21 protein-coding genes are annotated in these 24255 nt (G+C 73.8%); 6 read left to right on the top strand and 15 right to left on the bottom strand.

Annotated features, from left to right (window positions below; all coding sequences use genetic code 11):
* From BJF77_RS10195 to galU, 4 genes are all read right to left on the bottom strand, one after another.
* Positions 1 to 304, bottom strand: a 304-nt coding sequence (locus BJF77_RS10195) for a CYTH domain-containing protein (RefSeq protein ID WP_139318522.1), incomplete at its 3' end; no start/stop codon positions are given.
* A gap of 157 nt (positions 305 to 461) precedes the next feature.
* Positions 462 to 1385, bottom strand: coding sequence for a hypothetical protein (locus tag BJF77_RS10200; RefSeq protein ID WP_255396219.1), 924 nt, complete (start codon positions 1383 to 1385; stop codon positions 462 to 464).
* Positions 1386 to 1535: 150 nt separating this feature from the next.
* Complete coding sequence (locus tag BJF77_RS10205; protein ID WP_075872093.1) at positions 1536 to 2168, bottom strand: GNAT family N-acetyltransferase; 633 nt, start codon at positions 2166 to 2168, stop codon at positions 1536 to 1538.
* Between the two features lie 14 nt (positions 2169 to 2182).
* Positions 2183 to 3097 (bottom strand): UTP--glucose-1-phosphate uridylyltransferase GalU, encoded by a 915-nt coding sequence (galU, locus tag BJF77_RS10210; protein WP_047801791.1) that lies wholly within the window; start codon positions 3095 to 3097, stop codon positions 2183 to 2185.
* A gap of 139 nt (positions 3098 to 3236) precedes the next feature.
* Between galU and BJF77_RS21710 the strand changes: the two genes are divergently transcribed.
* The 4 genes from BJF77_RS21710 to BJF77_RS10225 all read left to right on the top strand — a co-directional run bounded on the left by BJF77_RS21710 (position 3237) and on the right by BJF77_RS10225 (position 5093).
* Positions 3237 to 3599 (top strand): 5-formyltetrahydrofolate cyclo-ligase, encoded by a 363-nt coding sequence (locus tag BJF77_RS21710; RefSeq protein WP_255396220.1) that lies wholly within the window; start codon positions 3237 to 3239, stop codon positions 3597 to 3599.
* An 8-nt stretch (positions 3600 to 3607) separates the two neighbouring features.
* On the top strand, positions 3608 to 3871 hold the full coding sequence (locus tag BJF77_RS21715) for a 5-formyltetrahydrofolate cyclo-ligase (protein WP_255396221.1): 264 nt from the start codon (positions 3608 to 3610) through the stop codon (positions 3869 to 3871).
* 63 nt (positions 3872 to 3934) lie between these two features.
* On the top strand, positions 3935 to 4255 hold the full coding sequence (locus tag BJF77_RS10220) for an FmdB family zinc ribbon protein (protein ID WP_075872094.1): 321 nt from the start codon (positions 3935 to 3937) through the stop codon (positions 4253 to 4255).
* Positions 4256 to 4373: 118 nt separating this feature from the next.
* Positions 4374 to 5093 (top strand): SAF domain-containing protein, encoded by a 720-nt coding sequence (locus tag BJF77_RS10225; RefSeq protein WP_075872095.1) that lies wholly within the window; start codon positions 4374 to 4376, stop codon positions 5091 to 5093.
* Here the strand turns inward: BJF77_RS10225 and BJF77_RS10230 are convergent.
* From BJF77_RS10230 to groES, 11 genes are all read right to left on the bottom strand, one after another.
* On the bottom strand, positions 5062 to 5307 hold the full coding sequence (locus BJF77_RS10230; protein WP_075872096.1) for a hypothetical protein: 246 nt from the start codon (positions 5305 to 5307) through the stop codon (positions 5062 to 5064). The two genes, BJF77_RS10225 and BJF77_RS10230, sit on opposite strands and share 32 nt — an antisense overlap.
* The gene (locus BJF77_RS10235) at positions 5297 to 9091 is read right to left on the bottom strand and encodes a hypothetical protein (protein ID WP_075872097.1); all 3795 of its coding nucleotides are present in this window, start codon (positions 9089 to 9091) and stop codon (positions 5297 to 5299) included. The genes BJF77_RS10230 and BJF77_RS10235 overlap by 11 nt, the downstream gene beginning before the upstream one ends.
* A gap of 150 nt (positions 9092 to 9241) precedes the next feature.
* Positions 9242 to 10849 carry a glutamine-hydrolyzing GMP synthase gene (gene guaA / locus BJF77_RS10240; protein ID WP_047801797.1) on the bottom strand — a complete coding sequence of 536 codons (1608 nt, stop codon included), beginning with the start codon at positions 10847 to 10849 and terminating at the stop codon, positions 9242 to 9244.
* 23 nt (positions 10850 to 10872) lie between these two features.
* The gene (locus BJF77_RS10245; RefSeq protein ID WP_047801798.1) at positions 10873 to 11451 is read right to left on the bottom strand and encodes a DUF3817 domain-containing protein; all 579 of its coding nucleotides are present in this window, start codon (positions 11449 to 11451) and stop codon (positions 10873 to 10875) included.
* On the bottom strand, positions 11444 to 12463 hold the full coding sequence (locus tag BJF77_RS22345) for an SURF1 family protein (RefSeq protein ID WP_075872098.1): 1020 nt from the start codon (positions 12461 to 12463) through the stop codon (positions 11444 to 11446). The genes BJF77_RS10245 and BJF77_RS22345 overlap by 8 nt, the downstream gene beginning before the upstream one ends.
* A 112-nt stretch (positions 12464 to 12575) precedes the next feature.
* On the bottom strand, positions 12576 to 13697 hold the full coding sequence (locus BJF77_RS10255) for a GuaB3 family IMP dehydrogenase-related protein (protein WP_047801800.1): 1122 nt from the start codon (positions 13695 to 13697) through the stop codon (positions 12576 to 12578).
* Between the two features lie 34 nt (positions 13698 to 13731).
* Positions 13732 to 15258, bottom strand: a complete 1527-nt coding sequence (gene guaB, locus BJF77_RS10260; protein ID WP_255396222.1) for an IMP dehydrogenase — start codon at positions 15256 to 15258, stop codon at positions 13732 to 13734.
* 90 nt (positions 15259 to 15348) lie between these two features.
* On the bottom strand, positions 15349 to 17475 hold the full coding sequence (locus BJF77_RS10265; RefSeq protein WP_083665090.1) for an acyltransferase family protein: 2127 nt from the start codon (positions 17473 to 17475) through the stop codon (positions 15349 to 15351).
* The gene (locus tag BJF77_RS10270; RefSeq protein ID WP_075872100.1) at positions 17472 to 19541 is read right to left on the bottom strand and encodes an acyltransferase family protein; all 2070 of its coding nucleotides are present in this window, start codon (positions 19539 to 19541) and stop codon (positions 17472 to 17474) included. Before BJF77_RS10270 ends, BJF77_RS10265 begins: the two co-directional genes overlap by 4 nt.
* A 153-nt stretch (positions 19542 to 19694) precedes the next feature.
* A complete protein-coding gene (gene groL / locus BJF77_RS10275) occupies positions 19695 to 21296 on the bottom strand; it encodes a chaperonin GroEL (protein WP_047801804.1) in 1602 nt (533 codons plus the stop codon).
* Between the two features lie 147 nt (positions 21297 to 21443).
* The gene (gene groES, locus BJF77_RS10280; RefSeq protein WP_047801805.1) at positions 21444 to 21740 is read right to left on the bottom strand and encodes a co-chaperone GroES; all 297 of its coding nucleotides are present in this window, start codon (positions 21738 to 21740) and stop codon (positions 21444 to 21446) included.
* 439 nt (positions 21741 to 22179) lie between these two features.
* On the opposite strand from groES, the gene BJF77_RS10285 reads away from it, so the two are divergent.
* Positions 22180 to 23169, top strand: a complete 990-nt coding sequence (locus tag BJF77_RS10285) for a siderophore ABC transporter substrate-binding protein (protein ID WP_075872101.1) — start codon at positions 22180 to 22182, stop codon at positions 23167 to 23169.
* Positions 23170 to 23255: 86 nt separating this feature from the next.
* Positions 23256 to 24254 (top strand): ABC transporter permease, encoded by a 999-nt coding sequence (locus tag BJF77_RS10290; protein ID WP_075872102.1) that lies wholly within the window; start codon positions 23256 to 23258, stop codon positions 24252 to 24254.
* Position 24255: the final 1 nt, after the last annotated feature.

Here is a 24255-nt window from a genome sequence, read left to right on the forward strand (position 1 = left end):
GGCGCACGGCCGCGGGCATCCGGTCCGGGGTCCGCAGCAGCGGGACCTGCCACTCCTGCCGTCCGGTGGCCTCGGAGAACTTCACGTGCCACCCGTCGTCGGCGCCGCCCCGGCGGCGGCGCAGCGCCACGGACCGCCGGCCCAGTGCCATGTCCTCCGTGTCGTAGTAGACCGCCTCCATGCGGTGCTCCACGGCCTCGGCGGAGACCGTGTAGCCCGGCAGCCCGCTCCAGTCGACGCCGCTCTCGGCACCCTCCGGCACCTCGTACTTGCGCTCGACCTCACGGTGGGCGACGGCGGTCATGGGTCCTCCTCGGTCGGGGCGCCCGGCGGCCGGAGCCGGCGGGCGGCTGTTGTGACGATGATATCGGGACGACACGCACGGCCCACCGGACGGCTCCGCCGCCCGGTCGTCGACCGGGCGGCGGAGCGGGGTGCGGGCGGACCGCGGCGCGAGCGCCTCAGGCGCGGCGGCGCTTCAGGACGTCGTCGAGGGCGGCACGCCCGCGCTCCTCCCCCGTGCGCACCGCGTCCTTGAGGCTGCTGGAGCTGGAGGCGGGCTGCTCGGGCACCGGCAGCGGCTCCGGGGCGGGGCGCTCCACCACCGGCGCCTCCGCGTAGGTCGGCCGCGGCACCGGCACCGGCTCCCACGTCCGGCCGGGATCGGCGGACTCGCGCGCCACCCGCAGCGCCTCGGCCCGCAGCTCCTCCACGGTGAACGCCGGGGGGACCCGGGGCTGCTCGTGCTCGGCCGGGAGGTCGAGGTCCTCGGCGGGGTCGTCGTGGGCGGCGGGCAGCCGCTCACCGGGGAGCTGCTCGGCCGGGAACTGCTCGAGCGCCCCGTCCTCGTTGTCGAACAGGGCCACGTCCCCGCGGGGGGCGTGCGGGTCCACGGTCGCGGCCGGGACCGGGGCCGCCCCGCGGCGGGCGGCCCGGTCCTGCACGGCCAGGTAGCGCAGGGCGAGCACGGAGCCCACCGCGAGCAGGAGGAGGAACACGGGCCAGGGCCAGCTCACCGCGGCCGAGAAGGGCGCGACGACGGCGGTGAGCAGCGCGGCCAGGAGCGCGGTGCAGCCGGCCAGGAAGAGGCCGGCGCGGCCGCGCCGGACGCGCAGCGTCCCGGGGCGCCGGGCCGTGCCGGCCGACGGGGAGACGGTGTCGGTGGTCGCCATGGTGATCCTTCGTCGGCGGGACTCGGGGAAGGGAACCGCGGCCTGCGGAGGAGACTCTTCCGCGGCGGAGGCCGCACCGGCCGGGTCGGTGCCGGTGTCCTGGGCCTGCGCCGCGACGGATGCCCCGCGGCGGTGCTGCAGACGCAGCACGACCCAGTACAGGGAGAGCGCGCACACCACGGCCAGCACGGCCGAGCTGCTCACCCAGATCATGGTCGTGGTCCTGCCTCTGCGATCGCTCGGACGAGCGGGAAGGGAACCGCCGGCGCGCGGCGTGTCCCGGCCCGGGGATCGGGCCGTGAGGCACAGCCTACTACCGGGGGGCGCCGCCTGTGGGTATCCCTGTGGACACGGCGGGCCCGGTCACTCCCACACGGCGGGCCGGTCCGAGGCGGTGAACCGCCGCACCAGCCCCTCGGGCACCTCCGGGGCGGTGATCGCGAAGCTGCGGTGGTCCGTCCACCGCCCGTCGATGTGCAGGAAGTCCTTGCGCAGGCCCTCGTCCCGGAACCCGAGCTTCTCGACCACCCGCAGGGACTTGGTGTTCTCCGGGCGGATGTTGATCTCCATCCGGTGCAGCCCCAGCCCCTGGAAGCAGTAGTCGGTGGCCATGGCCACCGCCATGGGCGCGACGCCGCGCCCCGCCTGCTCCCGGTCCACCCAGTAGCCCAGGCTCGCCGAGAGGAAGGATCCCCAGGAGATCCCGGAGACGGTGAGCTGGCCAATGAGGCCGAACTGCTCCGTCCCCGGGATCCGCTCCGTGATCACGAACGGGAGGGCCGTGCCCTGTCGCGCCTGCTGGTCGAGGGTCCGCACGAACTGCCCGAACGTGGGGGCGGCCCCGCCGGGGGCGGGGTTCGTCGCCTCCCAGGGATCGAGCCACTCGCGGTTGCGGGCGCGCACGACGTCCCACTCGCGGCGGTCCCCCCGGGCCAGGGGGCGCAGCCGGAGATCGTCCCAGGACACGACGACGGGCCACCGGAACTGTCCGGCCACGGCAGCGCGGCCTCTCAGCCGACCGGCAGCGACCGGGTGTAGTCCTTGAGCCACTCCCGCAGCTCCGGGCCCAGGTCCTCCCGCTCCGAGGCCAGGATGATGTTGGCCTTCAGGTAGCTGAGCTTGTCGCCGGTGTCGTAGCGGCGGCCCTTGAAGACCACCCCGTACACCCCGCCGCCGGCCCCGTCGCGCCCGGCCAGGGTCTGCAGCGCGTCGGTGAGCTGGATCTCCCCGCCGCGGCCCGGAGCGGTGTTCTCCAGCACCTCGAACACGTCCGGGTGCAGCACGTAGCGGCCGATGATGGCCAGGTTCGACGGCGCCTCCTCCGGGGCCGGCTTCTCCACCAGCCCGTTGATCCGCACGTACTCGTCGCCCTCCACCGCGCTCACGTCGGCGCAGCCGTAGGAGCTGATCTGCTCGGGCTCGACCTCCATCAGCGCCACCACGGAGCCGCCGGTGCGCTCCTGGACCTCGATCATCTGGGTCAGCAGGTCGTCGCGGGCGTCGATGAGGTCATCGCCCAGCAGCACCGCGAAGGGCTCGTCGCCCACGTGGATCTTGGCCCGCAGCACCGCGTGCCCCAGCCCCTTGGGATCGGCCTGGCGCAGGTAGTGGATCTCCCCCAGCTCCGAGGCGTGCTCGACCTCGCGCAGCAGGGCGGTCTTGCCGGACTCCTCCAGCTGGTGCTCCAGGGCCGGCACCCGGTCGAAGTGGTCCTCGAGAGCTCTCTTGGACCGGCCGGTGATCATCAGCACGTCCTGCAGACCGGCGTCCACGGCCTCCTGCACCACGTACTGGATGGCCGGGCGGTCCACGACCGGCAGCATCTCCTTGGGCATGGCCTTCGTCGCGGGCAGGAACCGGGTGCCGAGCCCGGCGGCGGGGATCACGGCCTTGCGGACCGCGCGGGGGTTGCTGTTTCCACTCATGGGCACAGGCTAACGGATCGACGACCGCAGCCGGTTGATCCCCACGCCGCCCGCGGCTACCCTCGCACCACCGGCCCGGACGGGCCGGTCGGTCCGGGACGCCGTCCCGGCCGGGCACCGGACAGGAGCGGACGCGACGATGACCGACCCGGGCACCCCGGCCGAGGCGAAGGCCCGTCTGCGCCGGGAGCTGCGCGCGACCCGCACCCGGCGGGCTCGCGCCGCACGCGAGCACGCCGCCGTGGGCTTCGAGCGGCACCTGGCCGAGCTGCTCGCCGGCAGCCCCCACCTCGACGTCGCGGCGTACCTGCCGATGCCGACCGAACCTCCCCTGGAGCCGGCCCTCGCCGCGGCGCACCGGCGCGGGCACCGGATCTGGGTGCCGGTGTGCGAGCCGGGCCGCCGGCTCGCCTGGGCGCACTGGACCCCGGACGCCTGGTGCGCATCGGCGGCCTGGGCGGGCTGCGCGAACCCGTGGGCGCCCGCCACGGGGCCGAGGTGATGCGGTCGGTGGGCGTGCTGCTGGTGCCCGCGCTCGCGGTCGCCCACGACGGCGGGCGGCTGGGCTTCGGCGGCGGCTACTACGACCGGTTCCTGGCGCAGCTGCCCCGCACGGCGCACCCCGAGCTGCGCACCGCGGTGTGCGTGTTCGCCGACGAGGTGCTGCCCGCCGGAGCGGTCCCCACGGAGCCGCTCGACGCCCCCGTGGGGCTCGCGCTCACGGAGGAGGGGCCCGTGCGCCTGGGCGCCCGGACCGGTGCCGGCACACGGTAGAATCAGCACTCGACACCTTCGAGTGCCAGAGAGCGCACCCGGCGACCGTTTCCAGGAGGACCCATGCCCGTCTACGCCTACGCCTGCAAGGACTGCGGCCACGCGTTCGACATCCGCCAGTCGTTCAGCGAGGAGGCCCTGACCGCCTGCCCCGAGTGCGGCGGCGGCCTGCGCAAGAAGTTCAACACCGTGGGCGTGGTGTTCAAGGGCTCCGGCTTCTACCGCAACGACTCACGCTCGGACCGCTCCGGCACGAGCTCCTCGTCCGCCGCGTCCTCGCCGGCTCCCGCGGCGGCCGACGCCGCGCCCGCGGCCGCCGCCGCGTCCTCCGCCCCGGCCTCCACCGGGGCGTCCGCCTCCGGCACGGGCGGCTCCTCGGCCTGAGCCGACGCCCTCCCGGCGTCCGCGCTCCACCGGCCGTACGGCCCGCCCGCCCGCGGCCCGTCCCCGGCCCCGCGTCCGGCCGTGCCCCGTGGACGGCCGGGACCGTAGCGTGCCGGCCATGAGTCCTCGTCCGCGCCCCGCCCGGCGCCGCTACCCGCTGTCCCTGCACCTGCGCTCGGCGCTGTCCCGGCGCCGCCGGCTCGCCGCGGCCGTCCTCGTCAGCCTCGCCCTGGGCCTGGTCGTCCTCCGGCTCGGCCCGCCCCGGGCCGGCACCGTGCCGGTCGTGACCGCCGCCGAGGCCCTGCCGGCGGGCACGGTGCTCGGACCGGAGCATCTCGCGGTGGCCGCCTATCCGCGCGGGCTGGTGCCCGAGGGCGCCGTCGCCGACCCGGCCGAGCTGGCCGGGCGCACCCTGGCGGGCGCCGCCGGCACGGGCCAGCCGCTGACCGGCTCCACCGTCGTCGGCCCCGGGCTGCTCACCGGCCGCCCGCCCGGGGCCACCGCGGTGACGCTGCGCATCGACGACCCGGCCGTCCTGCAGCACGTGCGCGCGGGGGACCACGTGGACGTCGTCGGCCTCTCCGACGACGCCCCCGCCGACGGCGACCTCCCCGACGAGCGGCGGATCCTGGGCCGGGCCCTGCCCGTGCTGTGGGTCCCCGACCCCGCGTCCGGTGCGGGCGGCGGACTGCTCGCCGCCTCGCCCGGTGAGGAGGCGGGCCTGCTGGTGGTGGGGGCCCCGCACGAGGACGCGGCCCGGCTGGCCGGTGCCGGGCCCAGCACCGTGGTGCTCGTGCCCGCGCCCGTCAGCCCCAGTGCGGAGGCCGCTGGGCCCTGAGCCAGTCCTCGTGCGCCTCGTCCGGGGATCCGTCCCCGGCCCCGGATGCCGGGTCGTCGAGGCCGGCCAGGCGCGGCTCCGGCCCGGAGAACGTGCCGCCGGTCGCCCGCCGGGACCGGCGCCGCACGGCGGGCCGATCCGGGGCGGGCGACTCCTGGCCGGTCCGGTCCGGGGCGGGATCGGCCGGGACCGGGGCCCCCGGCTCACCGGGCACGGGAGCCCCTCCCCGGACCGGTGGGCAGGCCGAGGTAGCGCCGGATCAGGTCGGCCACCGTGTCGGGATCGGTGAAGACCTCGAGCGTCCACAGGGTGAGGTAGTTCCAGCCGGTGCGCTCGAGCTGCTGCGGCCGCAGCCGCGAGCGCTCCCGCACGGACAGCGCCGCGGCCTCGGCGGAGCCGTCGGACTGCCCGGCCACGGGGATGCGCAGCGGACGCCCCTCGGCGCGGCTCCGGCCGTCGAGCACGGCGCCGGCCGACATCGACTCGGTGTCCGCCCAGGCCGCGAGGTCGACGACCCCGGCGTGGTGCAGCCGCACCGAGGCCCCGCCCTGCGCGAGCCGGCGGGCGAGGTCCACCACCAGGGCGTCCTCGTGCGTGCGGCGGGGGCTCTCCTCGGGCCCCGCGCCGGCGCCCAGGTGCATGGCGAGCACGCGGGCGAAGTCCCGGGCGCCGTGCTGGAGCCCCTTGGCCTCCACCTCCTCCGGGTGCAGCGAGGTCACGATCCGGGTGGTGTGCCGGGCCCGGGTCATGGCCAGCACGAACGCCTGCCTGCCGTGCCGCTCGGACAGCGCGCCCAGGTACGGCACGGTGCGGCCGTTGGCCGTCTTGCCGAAGCCCAGGGAGAAGATCACGGTGTCCCGGACGATCCCCGCCGCACGGTGCAGGTCGACCACCCGGAAGGACTCGGGGCCCGGGGCGAAGAACGCCGCGGTGCCCGGCTCCTCCCGCATCCGCCGCCGGACGGCCTCGGCGATCCGGGCGGCGTGCACCGCGCTGGCCGTCACCACGGCCAGCGAGCGGCGCGGGTGGCGGGCGGCGTGCTCGAACACCAGCTCGACGACCCGGCGGACCTCGGCGGCCGGCGCCTGGATGCCCTCGATCGCGGCGGTCAAAGCGCCCACGCCGTCGGGGACGTACTCCACGGAGAGCGCCGGTGCCGCGCCGGTGACGGACTCGCCGTGCGGCAGCCGGCGCAGCCGCCCGCCGTAGAACTGCTCGTCGAGGTAGCGGAAGACCCGCTCGTCCATCGACCGGTGCACGGTCCGCAGCGTCCGCTCCGGCACCACGCGGGAGAGGGCGTCGAAGGCGCTGTCCACCTCGACCACGGGGTGGGCACCCGGGACCGGCGCCGCGGTGGGCGCCACGGTGAAGGGCTGGGGCCGGCCCAGGTGCGGGTCGCCGAACGCGATCACCTGCCGGCAGCGGGTCAGCGCCGGCAGCACCGCCGCGAGCGGGGAGCTCTCGGCGTCGAGGACCACCACGGCGTCGAAGTCGTGCTCCTCGGGCAGCGCCGCCGAGAGGACGAGCGGGCTGGCCGTCCACACGGGCACCAGCGAGCCGATCAGCTCGCCGGCGGAGGCGCCGACCTCCTCCAGCGGCGCGGCGCCGGCGCGCAGCATCCGGCGCAGGGCGGCGCCGGCGCGCGGGGAGCGCCGCACGGTGCGCTGCCAGCGGTCGGCGAGCTCCCACAGCAGCCGGGCGGCGCCGGAGGCGATGTGCGCCGCGTCCGCGCGCCGGAACGTGGACTCCACGGTGCGCAGGGTGTGCCCCTCGGGCATCGCCAGGAAGTCGTCGCCGGTGATCATGGCCTCCAGGGTGGACTGCCACCAGGCCAGGTCGAACTCCCCGGGCACCTGCTCGGGCGCCACGGTGCGCCGCACCAGGTCGTCCACGAGCTCGCCGAGGCCCTGTGCGCGCAGCTCGTCGAGCAGGACCGTGCGCTCGGGCAGCATCTCGAGGTTGTCCTCGTCGTTGATGAGACCGTCCAGGGTCTCGCGCAGGCGGTCGATCGGCCGGGCGAGCAGGTCCTCGCCGGCCGGGGCGCCCTCGAGCGCGATCGCCAGGCCCTCCAGGTCCTCCACGAACCGGGCGTGCACGGCCGCGAGCTCCTCCACCCGCTCGGAGACCACGGGGTGCTTCGACGACGTGGCCCACTCCTGCCAGCGCTCCCGCTGCGACTGCACCCGCACGAGGGCGCTGTGCAGGTCGGACAGGTGGACGCCGTGCCGGATGTACTCCTTGGCGGCCTTGCGCAGCCGCGAGCGCTGCAGACCGGTCATCTCGATCCCGTGCTCGCGGCGCCAGGCGGAGCCGGCGGTGGCGGCGACCAGGTCCGTGACCGGCCGGTCGTAGATGTCCGGGGTGAACCGGGTCAGGGAGTCCTGGACCTCCTGGAGCAGCCGCAGCTGCCGCCCCCACTCCGGGACGGTCGTGCCGCCGCGCAACCCGCTGGTGGCCAGGACGTGGCGCATCCCGGTCTCCAGCGTGGTCAGCTCGAGCAGCAGGGACTGGGCGAGGCGGTGGGCCTGGCGGGACTCGTCCTCGTTGACCAGCCGCGCCCCGCTCCACGGCCCGGCCAGGGTCCCGGCGTCGAAGGCCCCGAGCTCGGCGGCGCGCTCGAGGCGGGCCACCACGGCGTCCCGGTCCGCGACGGCGTCGAGCACCGAGCGCGGGAAGCGCACCGCGGTGGCCGGGGCCGGGCGGCGGGAGGTCAGCTCGGCGAGGGCCTGCACCGCCCGGTAGGGGGAGACGGACCAGCGCGGGCGCACGGTGTGCAGGGACCGCACGTGCTCGGCCAGCTGGTCGCGGCTGGTGCGCAGCGTCTCGTGCAGCTCGGCGAGGTCGGGACGCTCGGCGCGCTCGTTGCGGGCGACCGCGCGGATGAGCTGCTGGGCCACGTCGGCGTCGCTGAGCTGGGAGGACAGCGGCAGCACCGCGGTGCCCAGACCGAGCCCGTCCATCCGGCGCCCGAAGGCGGCGAGGGTGGTGCGCCGCTCCCCCAGCACGAGGACGGTGCGCCCGGCGGCCACGAGGGTGCCCACGGCGTTCACGGCGGTGTCGAGCTGGCCCGTGCCGGGCGCGGCGGTGACCACGAAGGAGTGCCCCTGCGCCGCGAGGTCGAGGACCTCCTGCTGGGGGCCGTCGGCGTCGAGCAGCAGCAGCTCGCCGGCGGGGTCGCGCTCGTCCGGCGGGGGCGCGTCGTGGGAGATCTCCTGCACCTGGGGGATGCGCCCCACGGCGGCGGCCTTGAGCCGGGCGAGGTCCCGCACCACCGCGGTGCGCGCCACGACCGACAGGTCGGCGGGACGGTCGTGCAGGTCCGCGAACGTGGAGACGAGCAGCTTGTGCTCCACGTGCATCCCCGGCACCGCCCCGGCCAGGGTGCGCAGGGTCTCCAGTGCCGGGGCCGGGTCGAGCCGGCGGGTGCCGTAGGCGAGCCGGGCCAGTTCTCCCGAGGTGAGGTCCACGCCGTGGTCGGCCGCCAGCCGGCGGACCATGGCGGGGTTGAGCCGGGCGGGACCCACCAGCTGCAGCTCGAAGTCGTCGAGCTCGGGGCGCGGCCGGAGCGTGAGCGGGGCGAGCAGCACCGGGGCGATCCAGCGCCGCTGGCCCGCCCCGGTCGGGTCCGAGCCCTTGGGCCGGGCCAGCCAGGAGGCGGTGCCGGCGGCGAGGTACGCGGCGTCGAGCCCGTGGTTGACCGACAGCTCGTGGATCTTGGTGCGCAGGGAGCGCGCGGCCCGCACGGCCAGGCCGTAGGCCTGCGGGTCGTGCACGATCGTGGACAGGCGGGTGGGCCGGCCCATGAGCAGCTGCGCCTGGCCCGAGGAGTTCGCCTCGGTGAGGTCGATGCAGACGTTGTCGACCTGGTTGAAGTCCAGCAGGGTGTCCGGCCCGGTGTAGGCGTCCATCTGCCGGGTCCACGGCTGCAGCGAGACGCGCTCGGGCGGCGTCCCGGGGGTGTCCGACGTCCGGGGGGTGCGGTCGGATCCGATCGACATGGTTCTCCTCCTGCGCCGCGGCCCGCGGGCCCGGCGCGCACGGGCCGGGCGGTCCGCGCGGACCACCCGACCCCGACTGCTCGTGTCTCGCCCGTGCGGGGGCCGGTCGTGCGGGCCTGCGCCCGTTCGACGGCTACTCCCGCCGGACGGCTACTCCCACTCGATGGTGCCCGGGGGCTTGGACGTGACGTCCAGCACCACCCGGTTGACGTCCTCGACCTCGTTGGTGATCCGGTTGGAGACGCGGGCCAGCAGGTCGTAGGGCAGGCGCGACCAGTCGGCGGTCATGGCGTCCTCGCTGGAGACCGGGCGCAGCACGATCGGGTGCCCGTAGGTGCGGCCGTCGCCCTGCACGCCCACCGAGCGGACGTCGGCCAGGAGCACGACCGGCATCTGCCAGACCTCGTCGTCGAGCCCGGCGCGGGTGAGCTCCTCGCGGGCGATGGCGTCCGCCCGGCGCAGCACCGCGAGATTGGCCTCGGTGACCTCCCCGATGATCCGGATGCCCAGGCCGGGGCCCGGGAAGGGCTGCCGGCCCACGATCTCGTGGGGCAGGCCCAGCTCCCGGCCCACGGCCCGCACCTCGTCCTTGAACAGGGTGCGCAGCGGCTCCACGAGCTCGAACTGCAGGTCCTCCGGCAGCCCGCCCACGTTGTGGTGGCTCTTGATGTTGGCGGCGCCCTCCCCGCCGCCGGACTCGACGACGTCGGGATAGAGGGTGCCCTGGACGAGGAAGCGCACGGGCTCGCCCTCTTGGGCGGCGGTGCGGGCGACGGCCTCCGCGGCGGCCTCGAAGGAGCGGATGAACTCCCGGCCGATGATCTTGCGCTTCTGCTCCGGGTCGGTGACGCCGGCCAGGGCGCCGAGGAAGCGCTCCTTCTCCTCGGCCACGTACAGGTTGACGCCGGTGGCGGCGACGAAGTCCTTCTCGACCTGCTCGGCCTCGCCCTCCCGGAGCAGGCCGTGGTCCACGAACACGCAGGTGAGCTGGTCGCCCACGGCGCGCTGGACCAGGGCGGCGGCCACGGCGGAGTCCACGCCGCCGGAGAGCCCGCAGATCACGGAGGCGGAGCCGACCTGCTCGCGGATCCGCTGGACGTGCTCCTCGATGATGTTGCCGGTGGACCAGGTCGGCTCCACGCGCGCGCCGTCGAACAGGAAGTGCTCCAGCACCTGCTGCCCGTGCACGGAGTGCTTGACCTCGGGGTGCCACTGCACCCCGTACAGCCGGCGGGTGTCGTCGGCGAACGCGGCCACCGGGGTGGTCTCGGTGGAGGCGAGGACCTCGAACCCGGCGGGCGCCTCGACCACGGAGTCGCCGTGGCTCATCCACACGGTCTGGGTGCCGGGCGAGCCCTCGAGGATGGAGGCACCGGGGCCGCCCACGGCGGTCGCGGTGGTCGCGCCGTACTCGCGGGCCCCGGTGTGCGCGACCGTGCCGCCGAGGGCCTGGGCCATGGCCTGGAAGCCGTAGCAGATGCCGAAGACGGGCACGCCGGCCTCGAAGAGGGCGGGGTCCTGCTGCGGGGCGTCCTCGGCGTAGACGGAGGACGGGCCGCCCGAGAGGATGATCGCCGCCGGCCGCTTGGCGAGGATCTGCTCGGTGGACCAGGTGTGCGGGACGATCTCGGAATAGACGTTGGCCTCGCGGACCCGGCGGGCGATCAGCTGCGCGTACTGCGCGCCGTAGTCGACCACCAGGACCGGGCGCTGCTCCAGCTCGGTACGGGTCTCAGGTGTTTCGGTCACGCCCTCCATCCTAGGCCAGGCGCGGGAGGGGCTCAGTACCGCTTGGCGGCCTTCGGGTTGGCGCGCAGCTCCGCGGTGGTCGAGGCGTGGATCTTGCGCTCCACCACGAAGGACAGGAACGGCACGACGCCGCCGAGGGCCATGACCACCAGCTGGGGGAAGGGCCAGCGCATGAGCGTCCAGACCCGGAAGCAGGAGACGAGGTAGACCACGTAGAACCAGCCGTGCACGATGAGGATCCACGTGGAGATGTTGACCCCGCCGGCGAGGTTCTCCAGCTCCAGGTCCTGCCAGCCCAGGGCCACCGTCTGCCCCGTGAGCTTGTCCGTGCCCCCGGCGATCAGGTCGTAGCCCAGCCCGTAGCGGGTGATCATCTCGGCCACGAGCAGCAGCAGGAACGTGCCGGAGATCCAGGCGCAGACCATGTAGAAGGTCAGCGCCCCCCGGATCTGCGCCTCGGTGCCGCCGAAGCGCCGGCGCGGCTGCAGGGCCGCCCGGCGCGGGACCCGGCCGGGTCCGCCGGATGCGGGCCGGGCGTCCTGCGGGAGCGAGACCCGCACCCCGTCGGTGCGCTCCTTCGGGGAGGGGGTCGGCTGGGTCGGTTCAGTCATGGTGGGCTCCGGTCCTGTCCTGGGTCCTGTCCTGGGTGTCGTCGGTCCTGCCGTGGGCGCCGGCGCTGCGGGCCCGGTCGCCGGGCCCGTCCTCGGGCCGGTGGCCGGGCTGGTCGTCGAACCAGTAGTACTCCCCCGCCTCGGGGTCGTAGTAGTAGTAGCGTCCGCTCGCCTCGTCGAGGTAGTACTCGCCCTCGAAGTAGAAGTACTCCTCCGGGTGCTGCTCGCGCAGCCACTCGTCGCGCACGAACCGCCACCAGATGTAGAGGGCGAAGCCGGCGAAGACCACCCACTCGACAGCGTAGAAGAGGTTGAGCAGGTTCACGGACTCGTCCGTGGGCTGCTGGTCGATCTCCAGCTCGGACAGCTGCGGGCTCAGCAGCGCCGGGTCCGGGGCGAGCGTCCCGTCCGCGCGGAGCTGGAAGGGCGCGGAGGCGGGGTTCTCGGCGAAGGCCGCCACGAACCCGGCGTAGAGCGGGGCGTCCCAGAGGTTGGTGAGCTGGGCCGGGGAGACCGTGCCCACCTGGCCCTCCGGCAGGTCCTCGCCGGGCACCGGGCCCTCGGCGGGCAGGTAGCGCCCGACGACGCCGACCCGGCCCTCGGGCTCCGCCGGCACGGCCGCGGGATCGGCGGTCCAGCCGCGGGCCACGGCCACGGTGAGCTCGCCGGCGGCGTCCGGCCACCGGCCCGCGCTGTCGGCCACGGTCAGGGCCGAGACGACCCAGTAGCCCTCGGACCCGTCCTGCAGCCGGCCGGGGACCAGGAGCGTGGAGCCGTCCCGGTAGTCCCCGGTGACCGTGATCAGCTGGTCGGCCTGCGCCGCGGTGACGGCAGTGCCGGCCTCGGCGGCCTCGGCGAGCGGGACGGCCACGTCCTTGGCGGGGTCCGCCACCGTGCGGGCCTGCTCGCTGGACTCCAGCTGCCACTGGCTGAGCAGCACGAAGCCCACGGCCAGCCCGAGGCTCACGAGCAGCGTGAGGATCGATCGGGGGCGCAGGGCGGTCGTGAGCACCCGTCAAGGCTAGTGCGCCTTCCTGGACGTTCGCCAATCCCCGCCCGCCCGTCCGGGACGTCGGCGCGGGCCCCGGTGCCGGGGCCCGCGCGGATCCCGGCGCGGGCGGGGCTCAGCCGCGGATGACCACCTCGGCGCGCTGGAACTCCTTGAGCTCCAGGTACCCGGTGGTGGCCATCGACCGGCGCAGCGCCCCCACGAGGTTGGAGGTGCCGTCCACGTGCCGGGAGGGGCCGAAGAGCACCTCCTGCAGCGGCCCGACCGTGCCCACCCGGGTGCGCAGCCCACGCGGGAGCTGCCCGTGGTGCGCCTCCGCGCCCCAGTGCCAGCCCTGCCCCGGGGCCTCGGCCGTGCGGGCCAGGGCGGTGCCCAGCATCACGGCGTCGGCGCCCATCGCGAGGGCCTTGACGATGTCCCCGGAGACCCCCACGCCGCCGTCGGCGATGACGTGGACGTAGCGGCCGCCGGACTCGTCGAGGTAGTCCCGGCGGGCGGCGGCGACGTCGGAGATCGCCGTGGCCATGGCCGCGTGGATGCCCAGGGTGTTCTGGATCCGCATGGACGCGCCGCCGCCGAAGCCCACGAGCACCCCGGCGGCGCCCGTGCGCATGAGGTGCAGGGCGGGGGTGTAGCCGGCCGCGCCGCCCACGATGACCGGGACGTCGAGGTCGTAGATGAACTTCTTGAGGTCCAGGGGCTCCTGGTTGCGGGAGACGTGCTCCGCGGAGACCGTGGTCCCGCGGATCACGAAGACGTCCACCCCGGCGTCCAGGACGGTCCGGTAGTGCTCCACGGTGCGCTGCGGGGTGAGCGAGCCCGCCACGATCACGCCGGCCTCCCGGATCTGGGCGAGCCGGGCGGTGATCAGCTCGGGCTGCACCGGGGCCTCGTAGAGCTCCTGCATCCGGCGGGTCGCGGCCGGGGCGTCGTCGCCGGAGAGGTCCGCGATCTCGTCGAGCACCGGCTGCGGGTCCTCGTAGCGGGTCCACAGCCCCTCGAGGTCCAGCACGCCCAGTCCCCCGGCGCGGCCGAGGGCGATGGCCGTCTCCGGGGACGTGGCCGAGTCCATCGGTGCACCCAGGAAGGGGATCGAGAACCGGTAGGCGTCGATCTGCCAGTCCGTGGAGACGTCCCGGGGGTCGCGGGTGCGGCGGGAGGGGACGAGGGCGATCTCGTCGAGGGAGAAGGTGCGGCGGGCGCGTTTGGAGCGGCCGATCTCGATGTCGTAGCTCATGGTGTCCTTTCCGAACGGTGCAGCGGACCGCCGCTCAGCGCTGGTAGTTGGGTGCTTCGACGGTCATGGTGATGTCGTGCGGGTGGGACTCCTTGAGCCCGGCGGGGGTGATGCGCACGAACCGGCCCTTGTGCTTGAGCTCCTCCAGGCTGTGGGCGCCCACGTAGAACATGGTCTGGCGCAGACCGCCGTCGAGCTGGTGCACCACGGCCGAGAGCGGGCCCCGGTAGGGCACCTGGCCCTCGATGCCCTCGGGGATGAGCTTCTCGTCGCTGGAGACGTCGGCCTGGAAGTAGCGGTCCTTCGAGTAGGAGGTCTTCTTGCCGCGGGACTGCATGGCCCCCAGCGAGCCCATTCCCCGGTAGGTCTTGAACTGCTTGCCGTTGACGAAGATCAGCTCGCCCGGGGACTCGTCGCAGCCGGCGAGCAGGGAGCCGACCATCACGGAGTCCGCGCCGGCCACGAGGGCCTTGCCGATGTCCCCGGAGTACTGCAGGCCGCCGTCGGCGATCAGGGGCACGCCAGCCGGGATCGCGGCCTTGGCCGCCTCGTTGACGGCGGTCACCTGGGGCACCCCCACGCCGGCGATGATGCGGGTCGTGCAGATCGAGCCGGGGCCCACGCCGACCTTCACGGCGTCCGCGCCGGCGTCCACGATGGCCTGCGCGCCGTGCCGGGTGGCGGCCTGGCCGCCGATCACGTCCACGTGGGCGGCGGCGGGCTCCGCCTTGAGCCGGGCGACCATCTCGAGCACGCCCTGGGAGTGGCCGTTGGCGGTGTCGATGAACAGCGCGTCCACCCCGGCCTCCACGAGGGCCATGGCGCGCTCGAAGCCGTCGCCGAAGAAGCCGACGGCGGCGCCGACGCGCAGGCGTCCCTCGTCGTCCTTCGTGGCGTGCGGGTACTGCTCGGCCTTGGTGAAGTCCTTGATGGTGATCAGGCCGGTGAGCCGGCCGGCGCCGTCGACGAGCGGGAGCTTCTCGATCTTGTTCGAGGCCAGCAGGGCGTGGGCGGCGTCCTTGGCCATCCCCACCTTGCCGGTGATCAGGGGCATGGGCGTCATGATCTCGTGCACCCGGCGCTTCGGGAAGTCGCTCTCCGGCAGGTAGCGGGTGTCCCGGTTGGTGATGATGCCCAGCAGCTTCTGCTCCGCGTCCACGACCGGCAGCCCGGAGACCCGGTAGTAGCCGCAGAGCCGGTCGAGCTCCTCGAGGGTCGCGTCCGGGGAGATGGTCACGGGGTCGGTGATCATGCCCGACTCGCTGCGCTTGACCCGGTCCACGTGCTCCGCCTGGTCCTCGATCGAGAGGTTGCGGTGGATCACGCCGAGACCGCCCTGGCGGGCCATCGCGATGGCCATCGGGGACTCGGTGACGGTGTCCATGGCGGCGGACAGCAGCGGCACCTCCAGGGTGATGCGCCGGGACAGGCGGGTGCGCGTCGAGGCCTCCGAGGGGATGACGTCCGTGTTGCCGGGCAGCAGCAGGACGTCGTCGTAGGTCAGCCCGGTGAACCCGAACGGGTCCTCGGACAGGGCGGTGGGGACGGCGGTATCCGACACGGTGGGGCCTTTCAGCATCGAGGGAATCCCGACCATTCTACGGGCCCGCCGCCGCGCCGGACCCGGCCGGCGGCCGGGCTGTGCCCGGTCTCACGCCGCGGCGCCGGCGGCGACTCCGTCGGCGGCCAGGGCGTCCCGGACCCGCTCGACGAACATGGGGGCCAGCGTCCGCACGTACTCGACGGTGAGGTGGTTGCTGTCCCAGTAGGTGTACACGTTGCCGACGACCGGTGGGCAGCGTCCGTCCGGGCAGATCAGGTCGCCCATGTCGACCATCGACACCCGGGCCAGCTCGTCGGCGACCGGCGTCAGCGGGCTGTCCGGGTCCAGGATCGTGTGGGTGGCGGCGCACTCGGGGGCGTCGGCGCCGTGGTCCACGGCGCACTGGGCGGGGACGAAGTCGAAGCGGGCGTTGTCGCGCAGCCCGATGACCTGGATGCCGCGCTCGGCCAGGCCACGCACGCGCTGCTCCATCCCGGGGGTGAACTGTTCCTCGTCCTCGTCCGTGCTGCGGGTGCCCTGCAGCAGCACCAGGTCCGGCCCCACCGCGTCGACCACGGGGTCGGCGCCCTCCAGCCAGCGGGCGCAGGCCTCGTGGTCGGCCACCTGCTCCTCGACGGTGGAGTACATGCAGTTGCCGCGGATGTAGGTGAGCACCCGCCAGTCGTTGGCCTCGGCCAACTCCTCGATCGCCGGGATCCACATGTGCACGTGGCTGTTGCCGACGACGAGGAGGGTCGCGGCGGGCTCGGCGTTCGGGACGGTCTCGAAGCACCACTGCTGGTGGCGCTCGGAGATGCCCAGCTCCGCGGGGCAGGGCTCGCCCAGCCCGGGCTTCCGGTAGGAGTCCCCGGTGATCACCGGCACGGCCGGCGCGTCCGGGTCGGCCTGGTCACGGAATCCGGGCGTCAGGACCGCGGCCCCGGGGTTGTTGCGGTCCGCGGCGGCCAGGACCGCGGCGGCCCGGCGGTCCTCGGCGTGCTGCAGGGCGAGCACCGGGGCCACGACGAGGGCGAGGCAGAGCACGACGACCCCGCCCAGCCGCCGCTTGGACTGCTCCGGCCAGGACCACGTCCTGAGCCGGTCCTCGACCAGCCGGGTGACCAGCACGGCCAGCAGCACCGACAGCAGCACCAGCAGCACCCCCGACCGCGGTCCGGCCATGGGCCGGTCCCGCAGCACCAGGTAGGTGATCAGCAGGGGCCAGTGGATGAGGTACAGGGCGTAGGAGGCGTCCCCCAGCCGCACCAGCGGCCGCGAGGCCAGGATCCGGTCCAGTCCGACCCGTGACCCCGACTGCCCGGCCACGATGATCGCCGCCGCCGAGGCCAGCGGCCACAGCGCGATCCACCCGGGGAAGGCCCCCTGCACGTCCACCAGCAGCCCGACCGAGACCATGCTGAGCAGCCCGGCCCAGCCCAGCGCCACGCGCACCCGGCACGAGGGGTTCAGGTACGGCAGGGCGAGGGCCAGCAGGGAGCCGAGGGCGAACTCCCACAGCCGGGTGCGGGTGTCGAAGTAGGCGAAGGCCTGCTGGGTGGCGGTGCTGTGCACCGACCACGCCAGCGAGGCGGCGAAGATCAGCCCGAACATGCCCGCCAGCACCGGCACCGGCCGCCACCCCAGCCTCCGCCGGCACCACCAGGCGGCGCCGAAGACCAGCGGCCACAGCAGGAACACCTGACCCTGCACGGACAGCGACCAGAAGTGCTGGAACGGGGAGGCGGTCGAGTGGTCGGCGGCGTAGTAGTCCACGGCGTTGAGCGCCAGTGCCCAGTTCTGCACGTAGAACACCGAGGCCAGCCCCTCGCTGCGCCACCGTCCGACGTCGTAGGCCGGATAGAGCAGCTCGACGAGCAGCAGGGTCCCCAGGACCGTCAGCACGGCCAGGGGCAGCAGCCGTTTGAACACGTGCAGCCAGTACCGTCCGATCGCCAGGGACCGGCCGGCCTCGAGCTTGCGCACGAAGGACAGGGTGAGGAAGAAGGCGGAGATCAGCAGGAAGACGTCCACCCCGCCGGAGACCCGCCCGAGGAACACGTGGTAGAGGACCACGAGCAGCACCGCCACGAACCGCAGCCCCTGCACCTCCGGGCGGAACCCGGAGTACCGGGCCACCCGCCCGGCCGTGGACGCCCCGGCGCCGGACGTTCCCGCGGACGAGGCCGGCGACCGCCCGCCGCCGGGCCGCGGGGCGCGGGTGAGCACCGTGCTCACAAGGAAGCCTTGGGCCCGGCGGCACCGAGGAGCCGCTCCTCGAGAGCCGGTGCCATGGTCCGCGTGTAGGCCCAGCTGAGGTGGTGCGCGTCCATGAAGACGTGCACGTTGCCCACCACGGGCCGGCACACCCCGACGGGACAGATCAGGTCGGTGAGGTCCAGGGACGTGAAGCCGGGGCGGTCGAGGAGGGCGTCGGCCGGGTTCACGGGAGCCAGCACCTTCGGCACGGGGACCTCGCACCGGGCCGCGCCCGCGCCGTGGCGCTCTGCGCACTCGTAGGGGTTGAAGTCGAAGCGCGGGTTGTCGCGGAAGCCGACGACCTCGATCCCCTGGCCCGTCAGACGGTCGACCAGTTCGGGATATCCGCTGGGCACGGTCTCGCCGGGGCCGTCCATCCGGGCCGCGTACGTCGACGTCGTCAGGACCATGTCCGGGTCCACCTGCTCCACGTAGTCGAGGGCCAACCGGTTGCCCTCGTGGCACTCGTCCCCCTCCGGGCGCACGGCGAACGGGCACCCGGGCTGCAGGACCGACACGAGCTGCCAGTTGCGCTCCTCGGCCAGGGGGATCACCGCACCCATGAACTGCTCCATGTGGGAGTTGCCGACCACCAGGACGGTGCGCGTGGGGTCCTGAACGAGCGGCGTCTGCCGGCAGGACTCCTCGAGCGGCTCCTGTGCGGGGGCGAACTCTCCGGAGCAGGGCTCGGGCAGTCCCACCCACTCGTCCTGCAGCGCGCTGGCCAGCGGCAGCGCGGGAGCCTGCGGGTCCCCGCGGAACTCGAACCCGGGCCGGAGCACGGCGGCTCCGGGGTTGTTGCGGGCGGCCTCCTCCGCGAGCACCGCGGCGCGCCGGGCGTCGACCTGCTGCCAGGCGAGCACGGGCACGGCCACCAGGGCGAGGCTCACGGCCACGGACACCGCCAGCCGCCGCTTGGACTGCTCCGGCCACGCCCAGCGCTGGAACGGGCGCTCCACCAGCTTCGTGGCCAGCACCGCGAGGACCAGAGAGACGAGGATGATCACCGCTCCCGACCGCGGCCCGGCCACCGGCCGGTCCCGCAGCACGAGGTAGGTGATCAGCAGGGGCCAGTGGATGAGGTACAGGGCGTAGGAGGCGTCCCCCAGCCGCACCAGCGGCTTCGAGGCCAGGATCCGGTCCAGCCCGAACGGGGAGCCCGACTGGCCGGCCACGATGATCGCCGCCGCCGAGAGCAGCGGCCACAGGGCGATCCACCCCGGGAACGCCCCCTGCACGTCGATGAGCAGCCCGACCGAGACCATGCTGAGCAGCCCGGCCCAGCCCAGCGCCACCCGGGCGGCCCGCGGCGGGTTCAGGTAGGGCACCGCCAGGGCCAGCAGGGAGCCGAGGGCGAACTCCCACAGCCGGGTGCGGGTGTCGAAGTAGGCGAAGGCCTGCTGGGTGGCGGTGCTGTGCACCGACCACGCCAGCGAGGCGGCGAAGATCAGCCCGAACATGCCCGCCAGCACCGGCACCGGCCGCCACCCCCGCCACCGGGTCAGCAGCCACGCCGCCCCGAAGACCAGCGGCCACAGCAGGAACACCTGTCCCTGCACGGACAGCGACCAGAAGTGCTGGAACGGGGAGGCGGTGGAGGCGTCGGCGGCGTAGTAGTCGACCTCGGCCAGGGCCAGCGCCCAGTTCTGCACGTAGAACACCGAGGCCAGGGCCTCGGTGCGGATCCGGTCGATCCGCGCCTCCGGGAACAGCAGCCACGCGAGCACGAGCGTGCCGAGCACGGTGAGCACGGCCAGGGGCAGCAGCCGTTTGAACACGTGCAGCCAGTACCGCCCGATCGCCAGGGGCCGGCCGGCCTCGAGCTTGCGCACGAAGGACAGGGTGAGGAAGAAGGCGGAGATCAGCAGGAAGATGTCCACCCCGCCGGAGACCCGGTCGAGGAAGACGTGGTAGAGGACCACGAGCAGCACCGCCACGAACCGCAGCCCCTGCACCTCCGGGCGGAACCCGGAGTACCGGGCCACCCGCCCGGCCGTGGACGCCCCGGCGCCGGGGGTCGCCTCGTGCTCGCGAAGGCTGGTCATGGGCATCTCCTGGGAACACCGTGCCGCCATGGGGGGTGCGGCCGTGGTCGGGTGGACCCCCGCACTCTACCGGAGGCGGCCGGGCACGGGCGGCAACGGCGGACGGACCCGCCCCGCGGGAGCGGGACGGGTCCGTCGGGCGGGCAGTGCGGGTCAGTGCTGGTGGCCGTGCCCCGCGTCCTCGGCGGGCTTGTCCGCCACGAGGGTCTCCGTGGTGAGCACGAGCGCCGCGATGGACGCGGCGTTCTGCAGCGCCGAGCGGGTGACCTTGACCGGGTCGATGATGCCGGCCGCGACCATGTCGACGTACTCGCCGGCGGCGGCGTCGTAGCCGTGGCCGGGCTCCAGGTCGGCCACGCGGGAGACGACCACGGCGCCGTCCTGGCCGGCGTTCTGCGCGATCCAGTACAGCGGCTGGCGCAGCGCGCGGCGCACGATGCCGAGCGCGGTCGCCGCGTCGCCGGTGAGCCCGAGGTCGGACTCGTCGAGGACCTTCGCCGCGTGCACCAGGGCGGTGCCGCCGCCGGAGACGATGCCCTGCTCGAGCGCCGCGCGGGTCGAGGACACGGCGTCCTCGATGCGGTGCTTGCGCTCCTTGGCCTCGACCTCGGTGGCCGCGCCCACCTTGATCACGGAGACCCCGCCGGCGAGGCGGGCGAGCCGCTCCTGGAGCTTCTCCCGGTCCCACTCGGAGTCGGTGCGCTCCACCTCGGCGCGGATCGTGGCGACGCGCTCCTGGATCTGCTCCGGGGTCCCGCCGCCGTCGACCACCGTGGTGGTGTTCTTGGTCACCGTGACGCGGCGGGCCGTGCCCAGCTGCTCCAGGGTCACCTGGTCGAGGCTGATGCCGAGCTCGGAGGTGATGAACTCGCCGCCGGTGAGCACCGCGAGGTCCTGCAGGATCGCCTTGCGGCGGTCGCCGAACCCGGGGGCCTTGAGCGCCACGACGTCGAGGGTGCCGCGCAGCTTGTTGACCACCAGGGTGGACAGGGCCTCGCCCTCGACGTCCTCCGCGATGATGGTCAGCGGCTTCTTGGCCTGGAGGACCTTCTCCAGCACCGGCATGAGCTCCTGCACGGAGGAGATCTTGCCCTGGTACAGCAGCACCAGGGAGTTCTCCATGACCGCTTCCTGGCGCTCGGCGTCGGTCACGAAGGACGGGGAGAGGTAGCCCTTGTCGAACTGCATGCCCTCGGTGACCTCGAGCTCCACCTCGGTGCTGGAGCCGTCCTCGACGGTGATGACACCGTCCTTGCCGACCGTCTCGAAGGCCTGGGCGATGAGCTCCCCGATGGTGGGGTCCTGGGCGGAGATGGTCGCCACGTGGGCGACGTTGACGCCCTCGACCGGGCGGGCGTTGTCCAGCAGGCGCTGCGCGACGGCCTCGACGGCCTTCTCGATGCCGCGCTTGAGGCTCAGGGGGTCCGCCCCGGCGGCCACGTTGCGCAGGCCCTCCTTGACGAGCGCCTGGGCCAGCACGGTGGCGGTGGTGGTGCCGTCGCCGGCGACGTCGTTGGTCTTGGTCGCCACCTCCTTGGCGAGCTGCGCGCCGAGGTTCTCGTAGGGCTCGTCGAGCTCGACCTCGCGGGCGATGGTCACGCCGTCGTTGGTGATCGTGGGGGCGCCCCACTTCTTGTCGAGCACCACGTTGCGCCCGCGGGGGCCGAGGGTGACCTTGACGGTGTCGGCGAGCTTGTTGACGCCGTTCTCGAGGGACTTGCGGGCGGCATCGTCGAATGCCAGCTGCTTGGCCATGGGCGAAGAGCTCCTTCTGGGTGGCTGGTGGTCCAGCGGGGTTCGGGAATTCGGGGACGACGAAGGGTGCCCGCCGCGGGCCCGCCGGGAAAGCGGGGCGCGCGGCGGGCACCCTTCGTCAGGACTGCGCGGTCTGCTGCGCCGGCTCTACTTCTCGACGACGGCGAGGACGTCGCGGGCCGGGAGCACCAGGTACTCCTCGCCGTTGTACTTGACCTCGGTCCCGCCGTACTTGGAGAAGATCACGACGTCGCCCTCCTTGACGTCGACCGGGATGCGGTTGCCGGAGTCGTCGACACGGCCGGGGCCCACGGCCAGGACCTTGCCCTCCTGGGGCTTCTCCTTGGCGGTGTCCGGGATGACGAGACCGGAAGCGGTGGTCTGCTCAGCGGCGAGCGGCTGAACGACGATGCGATCCTCGAGGGGCTTGATGGAGACCGACACGATCTCTCCTTCTCTGTAGGCGTGGAAAGCGGTGGGCGACCGCGGGCAGGGCCCGCCGTCTTGCTTCGGGCCGGTTGGCGCACCAACCGTCGTCGCGGTGCCGATCGATCGCCTGGCCCTTAGCACCCTCACCCGGAGAGTGCCAAGGCCGACTATAGAAGTCGCCTAGCAGTCGGTCAAGGCGAGTGCCAGCGCGGTGGAGCGGCCGATCCCATACCGGTCGAATTAGGGCACGCCGATGTTCTCCAATGATTTGCCTCACCCGCCCGGAACACTCTAGGTTGAGCGGTAAGGCGAGCCTTACCTCGGCCGAGAACCGGTGCCGCCCCGACGTCCCGTGCACTGCACCGGGACGTCGCCACGTGCGGCGCCCCGCCGTGCGCCCCGCCGGGGGCGGCACGACGGGACCCGCACCCGAATCCCCGCACGAAGGACCACCATGAACCGCACCCAGTACCCGGCCGCCGTCCTGGCCGCCGTCAGCGCCCTCGCCCTCACCGCCTGCGGCGGATCCCAGGGCGGCGAGACGGCGTCCGCGGAGTCCTCCGCCGCCTCCACGGTCGAGGTCGAGGACAACTACGGCACCCAGACCGTGAGCGCCCCGCCGGCGTCCGTGGTCGCCACCGACAACCGGACCTTCGAGACGCTGGCGGACTGGGGCATCGAGCTGGTGGCCGCCCCGCGCGCCCTCATGCCGGACACCATCGCCTACGCCGACGACGAGTCCGTCACCGACCTCGGCAACCACCGCGAGCCCGACCTCGAGGCCGTCGTCGCGGCGGACCCCGACCTCATCGTCAACGGTCAGCGCTTCGCGGACTACCGCGACGACTTCGCCGACCTCGTGCCGGACGCCACCATCGTGGAGCTCGACCCCCGGGAGGACCAGCCCTTCGACGAGGAGCTGAAGCGGCAGACCTCGGCGCTGGGCGAGATCTTCGGCCGGAGCGCGGAGGCCGAGGAGATCAACGGCGCCTTCGACGCGGCGATGCAGCGAGTCGTCGAGGAGTACCAGCCCGGGGACACGGTCATGGCCGTCACCGTCTCCGGCGGCGAGATCGGCTACATCGCCCCGGAGGTGGGGCGGACCCTGGGTCCGCTGTTCGAGATCTTCGACTTCGCCCCGGCCCTCGAGGTCGATGGGGCCACCGACGACCACCAGGGCGACGACATCTCGGTCGAGGCGATCGCGGACGCGAACCCCGACTGGATCCTCGTGATGGACCGTGACGCGGCCGTCAGCCCCGACGACGCCGAGTACACGCCGGCGCAGGAGGTCGTCGAGAACGCCGAAGCGCTGCGCAACGTCACCGCGGTGCGGGAGGACAACGTGGTGTACATGCCCAAGGACACGTACACCAACGAGGGCATCCAGACCTACACGGAGTTCTTCAACACCCTGGCCGACGCCATGGGCGAGCAGGACTGACCGACCGTGCGGACGACGGTGGTGGGGCCTCCGACGGCGGACACCACCACCGTCCCGCGCCGGGCACGAGGCCGGAGGAGAGGCTCATGACGACGACCACGCCGGGACCCCCGGCCGGGAACGGCCCGGGGAGCAAGGGCGCGCTGTTCGACCGGAAGCTGCTCGCCGGCGCCCTGGGGGTCCTCGCGCTGCTGGCCGTGTCCCTCCTCACGGGGGTCTACGACGTGTTCGGCGCCGAGGGCGGCGGCGAGATGTTCGCCATCACCCGCGTCCCCCGCACCGTGGCCCTGGTGCTCGCCGGCGCCGCCATGGCGATGTCCGGGCTGGTGATGCAGCTGCTCACGCAGAACCGCTTCGTGGAGCCCACCACGACGGGCACCACCGAGTGGGCGGGGCTCGGCCTGCTCGTGGTCACGCTGCTGGTCCCCACGGCGAGCCTCCTCACCCGGATGCTCGGCGCCGTGGCCGCGGCCTTTCTCGGGACCACGATCTTCTTCCTCTTCCTGCGCCGGGTGTCCCTGCGCTCCTCGCTCATCGTCCCCATCGTCGGGATCATGCTGGGCGCGGTGGTCGGTTCCGTCTCGACGTTCCTGGCGCTGCAGACCGACATGCTGCAGAACCTGGGCGTCTGGTTCGCCGGCAGCTTCACCTCGGTCCTGCGGGGCCAGTACGAAGTGCTGTGGATCGTGCTGCTGGTCGTCGTCGCGGTGTTCCTCGTGGCGGACCGGCTCACCGTCGCCGGGCTCGGCGAGGACATCGCCACCAACGTCGGCCTGAACTACCACCGGACCGTCCTGCTCGGCACCGGGCTGATCGCGGTGGCCACCGGCGTGGTGACCGTCGTCGTCGGCAACCTGCCGTTCCTGGGCCTCATCGTCCCCAACATCGTCTCGATGGTCCGCGGCGACGACCTGCGCAGCAACCTGCCGTGGGTCTGCCTGCTGGGCATCGCCGTCGTGACGGTGTGCGACCTGATCGGGAGGATCGTCATCATGCCCTTCGAGATCCCGGTGTCCGTGATCCTCGGGATCGTCGGCGCCGTCGTGTTCGTCCACCTCCTCCTCAGGCAGCGTCGACGTGTCTGAG

The organism is Kocuria sp. CNJ-770, assembly GCF_001942375.1.
Classification (GTDB): domain Bacteria; phylum Actinomycetota; class Actinomycetes; order Actinomycetales; family Micrococcaceae; genus Kocuria; species Kocuria oceani.